The following is a 12,478-nucleotide window of genomic DNA, read 5'->3' as shown; positions in this document are numbered from 1 at the left end:
CGCAGGTGACCAACGAACAGCGGATGTCGGCAAACTGGCGGCTCGCTAGAACTCGCCGATCAGTTCGCCGCTGGCGCGGGTCGCCAGCGCGTCGAGGAGCGCTTCATCAATGTTCTCCGTGATGCCGTGGACGGAACCGTCCGCCATCACGAAGTTGACCAGACCGACGTGGTCGCTGCGGAACGAGCCGACCCAGTTGGAGTCGTAAACCCCGTCGTTGGGCTTGTCTTTGGGGTTGAACAGGTACCGCGTGCTGAAGCCGACCGAGGTCGGGTACGGATTGTTCCAATAGGTGAAGGAATACCGGGACTGACCGAGACAGATTGTTTCGGGCGGGTTGAACTTGTAGTCCGGAATGTTGTAGGCCGACTCCCCGATCAGCAGCGTGCTGGACGTGCCGTCCTTGATATCGCCGATGCGGATCATGGGATTCACGGCGTTCGTGTACGCGAGCGCCCCGTCCAGCGTCGGACGCGCTGGCAGGGCGAGGTACATGTCATAGGCGATGGAGCCGACGCAGGCCGCGTAGTTTCCGGGAGCCCGGCCGGAGTCCCCGGAGCAACTCGGAACCGCTCGGGGAAAAACCGCCGTCGGGCAGATGTAGCTGGCAATCCGCTGACCGGACACCGGGAGGTTGTCGACGTGGCTGTTCGACTTATTGAAGTCGTACCGGTTGTACAGGTTGGAGGCTTCGAGCATCGGTAGCAGATGCAGAAAGAGACTGCCCCCCGTCAGGGTCTCGCTGGCATTCACGTTCGGAAGCACCCCGTGGACTTCGTGGTAGCTGTGGACCGCGATGCCGATCTGCTTCAAGTTGTTTTTGCACTGGGCCGAGCGGGCCGCTTCCCGCGCCTGCTGGACCGCAGGGAGGAGGATGGCCACGAGAACAGCAATGATGGCAATCACAACCAGGAGCTCGATGAGCGTAAAACCGTTGCGCCGACGCAAGAGAACCATGAGGCAGCCTCCACAAAGCGGTGACCCGGCCCTGCGCAATGCGAGGAAACGGGACATCCGAGCGTGGCTGGCTGCAGTCACGAAACGTCGCGGGCTGGCTAACGAATTAGCTGGCTGGCTGCGGATGAGAACTGAGATTCAGTCTCAGAAAATACCGTGAGATTCCAGAGCTGCAAGGGATCAGTCGAAATTTCTGCGAGTGGCAGCCGCGAGCCACGATCCATCCCCCGACGGCGTCTAGGGCGAAGAGGGGAATTTATCCGAATTCAAAACAGGCCGACGAGACGCTTGCTTTTGAGACTCAGTCTCACTAAATTCGCCGCCGCTCCCAGCCAATGCAACGGTCCGCGAGGTTTTTCGCTGGTCGGCGCGCAGTAGCCAGGCTTTGCTTTCTCGATTCGGCAGTCCGCCCCAGGCGACCCATGTCATCGAACGACAAGCTCCCGGCCACGATGCCCGCCTCCTCGACACCCGACGTTGCGACCAGCGATCTTCCGATCGTCGCTTTTGAATCGATCGCTTCGGGCCAGAGAGAAGTTGTCATCGAGTACCGCGGACAGCAGTACCGCCTGCGTGCGACGCGAAACGGAAAGCTGATTCTCAACAAGTGAGGTCCCGGGCGCGTCGCCCCGCCTCAACAGCCTTCCGCCGGCGACCCTTCGCCCGGCTTCGTCCCGTCTCTGTTCGTCCGACGCGGAGACGGTCCCTGACACCTTGAGGAGCCTTCTCAATGCATGCCCCCGCCCCCCTGCGGCGCGGCCGCGCTCTGCGCAGCCATTCACTTCGTCATGGTTTCACGCTGATCGAGCTGCTGGTCGTCATCGCGATCATCGCGGTGCTCGTGGCCATCCTGCTTCCGGCCGTTCAGCAGGCCCGCGAGGCGGCGCGAGGCAGTCAGTGCAAGAACAACATGCGGCAACTGGCCCTGGCGACGCACAACTTCCATGAGGTGTTCAACCACCTCCCTTATGCCTGCCTCGACTATCAACCGGACGTCATGGCCGCGAGCTACGTGGGGGGCCTGACCCTGATCATGCCCTATCTGGAACAGGACGCGATCGCGAAGCGTTACGATCCGAAGCTTCCGCGGAACAGCACCGTGGACAACGGTGGAGGCGTCACGAACGCCATGATCCAGCAGAAGATCATTCCCACGTTCGTCTGTCCGACCATGACGATGCCCAGCGGCCCGCTGGGATCGGCGACTGAGAACCGGTCCCCTTCGAGCTATATCTGGAGTTCGGGCACTCCCGACGCGGGGCTCGGCATGTATGCCAACCCTCGACCCGAATTCAACGGTGCCGTCCCGCCGATGTATAAGGAGACGACGGACAACAAGACGAACATCAAGCCGACGAGGCTGGCCGACATTACCGACGGAACGTCCAACACCTTCCTGTTGGGGGAGACCGATTTCTCACCCAATGGCGTTCCGTCGACGTCCATGGGGTCGGTCTGGGCGTACGGGTATCCCCTCGGATACACGTTCGGAACAACCTTCCAAATCTACAACAATCATAAGAATACCGGGACGACGTACGGCACGTTTCGTAGCCAGCATCCCGGCGGAGCGACCTTCGTGTTCTCGGATGGCTCGGTGAACTTCGTCAACGAGAATGTCTCCACCGACATCTACAAGGGGCTGGCAACCCGTAATGGCGCCGAGAAGATCTCCAACGAGTTCTAAGGTGCGTTCCACGACGGATTGATGGCCGGAGTGGAGCCCGATGGGCCTCTCCGGCCATTTCTCTTTTGTCCGATCTTTCCGTGATCCGGAGTCTTCAGAAGTCCTATGTTCTCGCGCCTGTTGCCGATGCTGATTGGGATTGCCTTGTCGGGGTGCGGATCACCGCCGCCACCACCGGCGGTTGCTGAAGGTCCGCTGACCATCGCCGACTGGAAAGCGATGACCGATATGCAGACGAAGTATGACGGGGCGACGATGGAGCGGCTGCGGCAAGGAGAGCCGAGCCTCCAGGAGGAAAAGGCGTGGCGGGAAGTTGAGAAGACCGTCATTGTCCCGCAGCGGGCCATCGATGTCCCGCCGCCGAAGTACCACAACTGAGTGCTTCTCTCTCCGATTTTGAGGCCTCGCCATCGACGTCTGCTTTCTCTGACCAGCAACGCGGGCACACGCGCCCCGGCGCTGATGCCGGGCAAGACCGACGGTCGACAGGTCTCGGTGAACCGTGATTCCTCGGGTCTCGCACGGACCATTTCACGGTAGAACAAAAAATAAACGCCCGCCTCAGGATTGCTCCCGAGGCGGGCGTCTTCTCTGCCCCTCACGATTCTTGACCAGGCGATTCTTGGCCTGCTGATCTTGACTGGGCTTACCGGGACGGGTTCATGAGGTAGTCCCGCAGGCCGCCGAGCTGCTGGCTAAGGCCACCGAACCCGCTGGTCGGAGCGGCCGAGCCGCCCCCGGCGAGCTGGCCGGCGACACCGGACTGGACGACCTGGAGGGCCATCCGGACGTCGGCGTCTTCCGTCAGGTTCATCGCGGTCTCCTGGTTCGACTGGTACACCGGGTAATCCGGGGTCACACCCTGACCGGCCATTTCCCGCCCGCTGGGAGCGTAGAACTTGGCGGTGGTCAGCTTGAGGGTCCCGTTGACCGTCTTCAGGGGGAAGTGGGTCTGAACCGTTCCCTTGCCGTAGGACTTGCGTCCCACCAGCACCCCGCGGCGGTTGTCCTGGATGGCGGCGGCCAGGATCTCGCTGGCACTGGCACTGTTGTCATCGACGAGCAGGACCAGCGGCGTGTTCCAAGTCTGGGCGAACTTCGCCGTTTCCGTCGTGTTGTCGGAGGCGGTCTTCCCCCGGGTCGAGACGATCGTCCCCTGGGTGAGGAACAGGTCCGAGACCGTGATCGCCTGGGTCAGGAGTCCGCCGGGGTTGCCGCGGAGGTCGAGGACAAGGGCCTGCATACCGCTGTTGTGCAGCTTCATCATCGCCGCTTCGAGATCCTTGGTCGACGAGTCCGAGAACTGCTTGAGGCGGATGTATCCGACCTGGCTTCCTTCGATCATCGTCGTGCCGGTCACACTGCTGACATAGACCGCCCGGCGGACGAGAGTCGCACCGAGCCGCTGACCGTTCCGACGGACATTGATGACCACCTGCGTTCCGGCCGGGCCGGTGATCCGGTCCGCCACCTGCGAGAGGGGCTGGCCGGCGAGTTCCTGACCGTTCACCGAGACCAGGATGTCACCCTTGCGGAGGCCAGCCTGGGCACTCGGACCGTTCTCGATGACTCCCATGACCAGGGCTCCCTGTTCGTGGGTCTTCAGTTCGACGCCGATCCCCACGATGCTTTCTTCCAGGGCGGCACTCTTCGTCAGGCTGACGTCGAGCGACGCGGTCGGAGCGGTGTCGGCCATGGCGGCCGTCTTGTTGGGCATGAAGGTCGAATACTTGTCGAGCGAGTCGAGCGTCTCGTTGAGGAACTCCATCGCCACGACTTCCCGCCGCAGGCCGAGCCGGCGGTTGGCGGTTTCACCGACCCACTGCATGATCCCCACCGCTTCGTTGGCCGTCTGGGGTCCCTGACCGTTGACGATCTGGGACAGATCGCTCTGGAAGGCCTGGATCTGGTCCGGCCGGGGAGCGACGCCGTTGGCCTGCTGAAAGGCGGGATTGCTGAGGGCCACGATGAGCCCCTGGATCGCCGCCTGCGAACGGATCTGGTACGAGGTCGGGCTGACGTGCCGGGTGTCGATCAGGTTGGAGGCCTCCATATACAGGGAGGTGAGCTGGTTCATGCTGGACCGGCCGAGGAACGACAGGTAGGCCGAGTCCTGGTAGCGGGCGGTCACCTTGGCATCGTGCAGTTCGGCGTCGCTGGGCTTGGCCGGCTGCTGATAGGAACCAGGCTGCTGGTACGGGTTCGTGTTCCAGTTCGGCTGGCCCTGGTAGGGCTGCGGCTGGTAAGGAGCGGTCGGGCGGCCGCCATTCCACGTCGGGGCCGGAGCGTAATTGCTGTTGTAGGGGATCGTGGAGGCGTTGCCGTAGTTCCCGTTGAAGGGGGCCTGCGGACCGAGGTTCACGGGGCTGTTGTTCACCGGGCCGTAGTTGGCCGGTCCATAGTTCGCCGGGCCGTAGTTCACGGGAGCGGCGCTCATCGAGTCGCCGTAGCTCGCCGAGGCACCCGAGCCGTCCCGGGGAACCACAGCCACCTTCACTTCATCCGGCGGATCTTCGACCGAGGTCGGCGTGACGGCGGATTCAACAGGGAGGACATTCGCAACGCGGTCAAAGCGATCGGGGCCGATGGCCTCCGAGGTCGCGGGGGCCGGCTCGGCAGCCGGAGCCGCACCGATGATCGTCAGGGCCATCGAGCAGGCGAGAACAAGCCAGTTCAGGGAGAAGGGTGTCGTCGTGGACATGGCAGGAATCCTATTCCAGTCGAGAAGGGGGATGTCTTGTCGCAGCCGTGAGAGAGAGTTGTTTTGAGCGTCTTCGTGTTCTTGTTGCCGCCTTGGGAAACCGGTCTCAGCTTGCCGTGCGGGCCAGATGGGCAACCGGGATGACCTTTTCATCCAGCTCGGCCCGCATGACGCGGACGTCGTTGGGGGCCTCGATTCCGATCTTCACCTTGCCGCGGCCCGTTGAGATCACCTTGATAACGATGTCGTGGCCGATCCGGATCATTTCTTCTTGCTTGCGGGTGAGAACCAACATGGCCGTGTCTCCTGTTCCTTGGATTTCTGTCTGATTGGAAGGTGCAGTTGAGCGTCTTTGAAGTTGTTCTGATCACTGCAACCGCGTAACGGAGAATCCATTATGCACCGGGTGTGCCAAACATTCTCGCGAATGACAACAACTCCACATTCTACTACTGCAAAACCACTTACATTCTTCGGCAGTGTCTGCCGGCGTCAAAGTTGGAGTAGAATCTTCCAAGCGGTTCCCGATCGGTCTCTGCCGACCACCAGCGCGAACGGGCTCAAAAGCCGCCCGAAAGGCACACTATGACAACAATCTGCTCACACTGGTGGCGCACAAGGGAATACAAGCCGGCAATTCCCTTCCGGATCAGCCCGTGACTCCGTGCAAGAGCGTTGTGAAAGTGTTGCAAAGCCGACGCGGCGGAGAAGGGAGATTTCGACCAGCGGGCCCTGCGATGAGGCGGGTCGACCGGGAGAGTTCGCCCAAGTCCCCCAGTTTGCTGATGACCGGCCGGCCGGGGTGCATTCACCTATTCGTGGGCAGTGAAGGCGGGCGCGTCGACGAGGGTTGTCCCGTGGCTCGGACGATGTCCTTGCCGGCACGACTATGCCCGCTCAAACCCAACGTGCTACGGCAGCCGGGGTCAAGGGGGCCTCGCGCCCTTGCCGCCGGAGGCGCTTCCATGAGGAACCCTGAGACACAACGGTTGTTCGTTTTGTGGGAGCGGCGTTGAGAACTCACCGCTCGCTTCGCAATCCCCGTGGGTTGGTGAGGGGCCATACGGCACGTTGTCCGCGTCTGAATACTCACTCCTTCAGACATCTCTCGACGGCCAGGCCTCCGGCGGGCAAAGGGGCGTTGCCCCTCTGCACTCCCCACCAGGGTGCCCCTGGACCCGGTTCGGGGATGGCGCCATGGGTGACGATATATCCAGCGAACGTACGCTGCTTGCCTCCTCTCCCTCTCGCCAAACTCGTGAGTTCCGCACACTCGCGGTAAACTCCACCGCAACGCTCAACTCCCACAGAGCCCGAGCCACGCCTCCTGCCCCCACTCCCCCCGTCGGGTGCGCCGTTGCAGCCTCTTCTTCAGCTTCTGCACTACAGCCTGGCCTTCGTCGTCATCTGGGCCGCGGGCGTGCTGGGGGCCGCAGAAGGAGGGCCGATCCCGCTGCTCGTCATCCCGGTCGCCATCCTGACGGTCGTCACCGTCGACCGCCGCGGCCTGTGGAGCGCTCCGGTCGTGGTCGCCAACGCACTCGGCGTGATTGCCTTCCTGGCAACAGGCTATGAGTTCTTCAGAGGAGACCTCGAACGCCGGGTCATCACGGCCGGCCACATCCTCACCTATCTGACCTGCATCTTCCTGATCCAGAAGAAGGGCCCGTTCCAGATCTGGCTGCTCCTGGCCATGAGCATCCTGAGCGTCGCCGTCGCGTCGATCCTCACGACCGACGCATGGCTCGGTCCGGCGCTGCTCGTCTACGTCCTCGCCGCCCTGTGGACGCTCTCGGTCCTCTCCCTGTACCGGGCGGGGCTGCGGGTCACCGAACGCTCCGTCGCCGACACAGGGGCGAGCTGGACCGCGGCCGCCACGGGAAGCCGCATCCGCCACGGCGTGAAGTCCGAAAAGACGAACTGGGTCAACTCCCGCTTCGTCGCGGGGGGCGTCTCCTCCACGGTCCTTTCGCTGCTGCTGGCGCTCGTCTTCTTCCTGTTCATCCCCCGCATGTGGATCTCGGGAGTGACGGTGCGGGCCGAAGACACGCAGCCGCTGACCGGCTTCGCGGAGACCGTCTCGCTGGGCGAAGTGGGTGAGATCCTCGAGAGCACCGACCTCGTCTTCGACGTCGAGTTCTACGGGTTCATGAAAGAGACCCCGATGCCGCTCGAGGAGATCGACCGCCTGCTGAAGGCGGAGCCGCTGTTCCGCGGGGCGGTCCTGGAGCAGTACCGCGACGGACGTTGGACGCTGGGCCGGGAGCGGGAGCTGGTCCGCTACCGGGCGGTCCGGCCGATCGACCGGGAGACGCTCTTTTCCCAGCTGATCCGCATGCAGCCGATCGGCACGAAGGTCCTGTTCTGTGTCGGCTTCCCGGTCGGGGCCCTCGATGAGAACCAGCTGGCGGAGATCCACCTCGACCGCCGCTCCTACGAGCTGCATCGCCGGATCCTCTCGGCGGCCGACGTCATGACGTACCGGGTCTTCAGCCGCGTCGAGGACCTGCCGTTGCCGTGGGTCGAGACTGTCGACGCCCGGATCCGGCGGCTGGCGTACCTGGCCTCGCTCACGCGTTTCCCGATCTCGCTCGACCGCATCCGTCAGTACGCCATCGAGGTGGTCGGCACGGAGAAGTCCCAGGCGCTTCGGGCGTATTCCGCGAACATGCTCCGGGCGGAGCGGGCCGACGGACTGGAGGGTCTGGCGGGTGCGATCGCCGACACCGTGGGGGCCCAGATGCAGCGGGAGGCGGCGGAGAAGATCAGGAACGACCTGCAGGGAGGGAAGTTCGGCTACACCCTGAAGGGCTCGGTCGTCGACCCGGGGGTCGACCCGCTCGTCGATTTCCTGTTCAACCGGAAATCGGGGCACTGCGAGTATTACGCCTCCGCGATGACGATGATGCTCCGCTCGCTGGGGATTCCGGCGCGGATGATCAGCGGCTTCAAGGGGGGGCAGTTCAACTCGCGGAACGGGCGGTTTGAAGTCCGGCAGCTCCATGCCCACACGTGGGTCGAGGCCCAGATCGACGGAAACTGGGTCACCTACGACCCCACACCGGCCAGTCGCGACCTGGATGTGAACGAGAAGGTCGAAGCCCACAACAATTCGCGGCTCGGAACGCTGCTCGAAGCCTCGAAGAACATCTGGGGGCAGTCGATGCAGATGACGAAGGATCAGCAGCAGCGGTATCTGTACCAGCCGGTGCAGGACCGGCTCCGGCTGGTGTGGAACATCTCCACCGGGCTGCTCTCCGGGAAGATCAGCCTGTCCGAAGCTCTGAGCGCCACCGTCCGGCGGCCGGACAAGTGGTTCAGCTGGAGAGGCGGGGTCGTCACGGCTGTGATCGGCGTGGTCCTCCTCCTGGCGGCGCGGGGAGTGCGGTCCGCGATGGGATGGGGCCGTGGACGGCGGAAGTCCCAGAAGCAGGAGGCGAACGCGCGGGTCTCCGTCGAGTTTTATGAGCGGCTGATGAGCCTGCTGGCGCAGGCCGGCTTCAAGCCGCAGCCGGCGCAGACTCCGCGGGAGTTCGTCGATGGGGCGATGGGAAAGCTGCTTCCGCGGCTGACGGACCGGAAGGTGGACGCGGGGGCGACCCGCGAGCTGGTGGAGTGGTTTTACGGGGTTCGCTTCGGCGGGGAGACGCTGCCTGCGGCACGTGTTCAGGAGATTGACAGTCGGCTGACCGCTCTGGAGCAGGCGTTTTCGGACGAAGCGGCCGACGGCAAGCCTCGCGCGCCGCGCTGAAGTGATGGCGTTCAGGGCGGAGTCGTGCCGACGCGCCGCCCAACCTCGCTACCCCAACCGGGTCCAGGGGCACCCTGGTGGGGAGTGCAGAGGGGCAACGCCCCTTTGCCCGCCGGAGGCCTGGCCGTCGAGAGATGTCTGAAGGAGTGAGTATTCAGACGCGGACAACGTGCCGGATGCCCCCTCACCAACCCGCGGGAATTCCAAAGCAAGCGGTAAAGCGCGAGGGAGTCCTCAACGCTGGTCCTACAAAGGGGACATCCGTTGTGTCCCGTGGTTCCTCATGGAAGCGCCTCCGGGGTCAAGGGGGTGAGACCCCCTTGACCCCGGCTGCCATGGCACGATGGGTTTGAGCGAGCATCACCGTGCCGGCAAGGACTTGGTCCGAGGTCCGGTGAGGCCCTTATTCCAACAGGTGCGCCCGGATCAGCTTGACCAGCCGGTGCGGATGCGTCAGGAACGGCGAGTGGCCGGCCGTGTGCATCCACTCCGTCGTCGCGTGCGGAAGAGTCGCCGCCAGCGTCTCGGCGTTGCGCGTCAGACCCGCCCCTTCACCTTCCGTGCGGACGATCAGCACGGGCTGCGCGATGCTCTTCGTCTCCGCAGAGAGCGGCGTCCCCGCCGCGCGAAGCCGAACCGCGGCGTCTCGGAGCGGCGTCGCTCCCTGGTTGGCGAGCAAAAAATCCCAGCGGGTCGGATCGAACGGAGGAAACCAGTCGCGGTGGTTCCGTTCCAGCATCCCCTTCCACCCTGGCAGGCCCGCCAGCGTTCCAGGGAGGCGACGGCCGAGAGCGAACAACGTTCGCTCCATGGGCGTCCAGGGAACGGAGAACATCGGCGTCTGCAGGATCCCCCGCGCGACGGAGCCGGGCCGCTGGCGCATCCACTCGAGGCCGCACAGTCCGCCCAGCGTCGCGCCGTAGACATTGACGGAGCCGTGCCCCAGGTCGGAACGGACCTGTTCGAGCCCCTCAACGACGGCGGGAAGGAACCCGGCGGCCGTCAGCCCGCTTCGAACGGCCGGGTAATCGATGACGACACACTCCGCTTCGTCCTTGAGGAGCCAAGCCGTCAGCGCAAAGAGGAGACCGTCCCCGGAAGCGTGATTGAGGAAATAGATCGGCTTCCCGCGACCGAGCCGCCGGGAGGTGACGGCCCGCCGAGAGAACGCGTGCTCCCGGACTTCGCCGAGTTCCTGGAACGCCTGGACGACCTCGGCCCAGGCGAGCGGCGTGGGACACCCCTCTCCGGCCGCTGGAGGGGCAGGGGGAGGAGCCGTCATTGTCTCAGCAGGCTGCGGCAGGGGGTCCATGCCATCGAGTGTGGCGACCTGCCGTTCCAGAGACAAATGTGAGAAGAACCTGACGCCGGCCCGGCGCTACCGGAGAACGCTGCGGGGGACCGTCCGCTGCTCCTGCGGCTGCTCGGCCGTCGTTTCCTGGATGATGTTGTACGCGCTGATCCCCAGCTTGCGCTCATCAAACGGATTCGCCGCGAAGAGCGCCTTGCTCGTATCGATGGAGTCCTGATGGAACGCGTAGACCGTGTCGCGCGTTCCGGCGGGATCGATCGTCCGAATCGCCTTCGGCAGGAAGTTGGCCGGATTGAGGAGCACTTCCGCCTGCGACCATTCTTGGGCGTCCTGCTTCCACAGCGGCTTCGCGACAATGTGGTAGGTGTCCGGACCGTGCATCTTCCCGATGGCGAGTTCGTACCGTTTCAGGGCCTTGTCCGCCTTCATTCCAAAGAGAAACGGAAGCGGCCCGTCCGCAATATTCTGCCCCTGGAGTTGGGGAGGGATGTCAATCTTCTGGACCTGCTTCATTGCGTCGTCGATCACCAGGACTTTCGTTCCGGTGCAAACCCAGCGCTGAGGCGTGTCGGCGACAATTTTATAGGGATCGCCGGCCTTGGTCGTCCGACCAGGATTGACTGGTGGATTCGGCAGCGCCTTCGGAATCGTGAAGTCCAAGCGTCCCAGATCCGGTGCCTGATAGTGAAAGCGGCCGTCCGCGCGCTTCTCAACGCCGAACACCGAGTCATAGACGTAACGAGTGAAGTTCCCGCTGAGAAACGTGATGTTCGCCGTCCGCAGTTCCCAGTTCCGCAATACTGCCTGAACCTGCGGACTCACGGGGGCCGCCGGGGGGGCGGCCGGCTGTTGCGGCTGCGCGTTGCCCTGCGGCTGCTGAGCGAAGGCCGCCAGCGGCGAGAGCAGTATTGGGATGACCGCCGTGGCGGTTCCTCTCAAGAATTCGCGGCGATCCATCACCTGCGGCATCCTTCACGTTCACTGGTTTGACTGCCGGTGCTGCGAAATCCCGCAGCACATCCCCGTGGCTCCCGCAAAACGCGCCCTAAACGCAAAGTCTTTGAGGGCAGCCACTAGAGATCCGGAGTCGTTGTCGGCCCGCGAGTCTAACACGCCGGGGCAGAGCGGAGATAGAGCGGTTTTTGCCCGCATGAACCGCCGTTCACGACCGACCGGCAGTTTCTGCCGGTGAGCCCCGAAGTCAGTTTCGGGCCGGGTCCGCATCGAGGAGTGCCAGGAGCGAGTCGACCCGTGTCTGCCGCTGCCGGCAGCGGGCTCGTGCCCCGAAGTGACGGGCTTCCCCGAAGGCGCCGGCCCCTTCCGCGAAGCACTTTCCCGCGACGCGAAGGTTCCCGATTTCTCCAGCGACCAGTCCGCAACGTTCCAGCAGTTCCCCCCGCTCCCAGGCGGAGAGGCTCACCCCAGGCTCCGACAGCCCGGCCTCCAGAATCGCCGCGGCCCGCCTTCCATCCCCTCCGCTCCAGGCCCGCAGCGCCTCGTCGAGAACCCGCTCCCCGGGTTCGGCCTCGGGAAGGGCGGACAGCAGGAGCTTGTGCGCTTCGTCATCTTCTCCCGCGTCCATCCAGAATGCCGCCTGAAGCCGACGGAGCCAGCCGGGAAGCCCCTCTCCGGCCGCCTCCGGCGATCGGAACCAGGCATTGCAGGCCCATTGGCAGAACTGTTCGGCCTCGATCCGCCGATCTCGTCCCGATTCCTTTGTCGCCCGTTGTCCCTCGTGCCGGCAGAGGACCGACAGGTTGTGGGCGGCGAGGGCGGCGAGGCGCGGATCGGAGAGCCGCCGGGCGTCGTTCCAGCAGGTCCGGAGTTCGGTTTCGGCTTCTGCGATCTCGCCGTTCTCGAACAGAAAGACCGCAAACGTCAGCCGGGAGACCGGGGACGGATCGACCGCCACGACCGCCCGAAAGAAGGTAAGGGCGGCCTCGTAAGCGCCTTGTTCCGCGTACGAAACAGCACGGTCCCGCAATTCACGGACGACCGGGCGCGATGGGGAATTCCCCGATGTAGAACACGACATCGACAGCCAACCTCGTCGCGGAGGCAGCCTGGACG

Annotated in this window: 10 protein-coding genes; 4 read left to right on the top strand and 6 right to left on the bottom strand. The window is 64.2% G+C overall.

The genetic code is table 11. The features are described from left to right. Nucleotides 1-45: 45 nt before the first annotated feature. Complete coding sequence (locus VT03_RS29380) at nt 46-957, bottom strand: DUF1559 domain-containing protein (protein WP_075096296.1); 912 nt, start codon at nt 955-957, stop codon at nt 46-48. A gap of 422 nt (nt 958-1,379) precedes the next feature. Between VT03_RS29380 and hemP the strand changes: the two genes are divergently transcribed. The 3 genes from hemP (at nt 1,380) to VT03_RS29365 (ending at nt 3,022) form a co-directional block, all read left to right on the top strand. Continuing rightward, on the top strand, nt 1,380-1,568 hold the full coding sequence (gene hemP, locus VT03_RS29375) for a hemin uptake protein HemP (RefSeq protein WP_231870550.1): 189 nt from the start codon (nt 1,380-1,382) through the stop codon (nt 1,566-1,568). Between the two features lie 119 nt (nt 1,569-1,687). Next, complete coding sequence (locus tag VT03_RS29370) at nt 1,688-2,644, top strand: DUF1559 domain-containing protein (protein ID WP_075096295.1); 957 nt, start codon at nt 1,688-1,690, stop codon at nt 2,642-2,644. 105 nt (nt 2,645-2,749) lie between these two features. Next, entirely contained in the window at nt 2,750-3,022 is a 273-nt protein-coding gene (locus VT03_RS29365; protein ID WP_075096294.1) for a hypothetical protein, read from the top strand. A gap of 268 nt (nt 3,023-3,290) precedes the next feature. Here the strand turns inward: VT03_RS29365 and VT03_RS29360 are convergent, their stop codons facing one another. Continuing rightward, entirely contained in the window at nt 3,291-5,345 is a 2,055-nt protein-coding gene (locus VT03_RS29360; protein WP_075096293.1) for a S41 family peptidase, read from the bottom strand. A 106-nt stretch (nt 5,346-5,451) separates the two neighbouring features. Next, a complete protein-coding gene (locus VT03_RS29355; protein WP_075096292.1) occupies nt 5,452-5,640 on the bottom strand; it encodes a carbon storage regulator in 189 nt (62 codons plus the stop codon). 1,062 nt (nt 5,641-6,702) lie between these two features. Here VT03_RS29355 and VT03_RS29350 point away from each other — a divergent pair. After that, complete coding sequence (locus tag VT03_RS29350; RefSeq protein WP_075096291.1) at nt 6,703-9,096, top strand: DUF3488 and transglutaminase-like domain-containing protein; 2,394 nt, start codon at nt 6,703-6,705, stop codon at nt 9,094-9,096. A gap of 403 nt (nt 9,097-9,499) precedes the next feature. Here VT03_RS29350 and VT03_RS29345 read toward each other — a convergent pair whose 3' ends face one another. From VT03_RS29345 to VT03_RS29335, 3 genes are all read right to left on the bottom strand, one after another. Further along, complete coding sequence (locus tag VT03_RS29345; protein ID WP_075096290.1) at nt 9,500-10,378, bottom strand: alpha/beta fold hydrolase; 879 nt, start codon at nt 10,376-10,378, stop codon at nt 9,500-9,502. 96 nt (nt 10,379-10,474) lie between these two features. After that, nucleotides 10,475-11,365: a hypothetical protein gene (locus VT03_RS29340; protein ID WP_156514839.1), complete on the bottom strand. Its 891-nt coding sequence runs from the start codon at nt 11,363-11,365 to the stop codon at nt 10,475-10,477. A gap of 244 nt (nt 11,366-11,609) precedes the next feature. Beyond that, nucleotides 11,610-12,443, bottom strand: a complete 834-nt coding sequence (locus VT03_RS29335) for a tetratricopeptide repeat protein (protein WP_156514838.1) — start codon at nt 12,441-12,443, stop codon at nt 11,610-11,612. Nucleotides 12,444-12,478 lie beyond the last annotated feature (35 nt).

This window comes from Planctomyces sp. SH-PL14 (assembly GCF_001610835.1).
In the GTDB taxonomy this organism is placed as follows: domain Bacteria; phylum Planctomycetota; class Planctomycetia; order Planctomycetales; family Planctomycetaceae; genus Planctomyces_A.
Note: the sequence above shows the minus strand (reverse complement) of the source record. Positions and strands in the feature narration are given on the sequence as shown.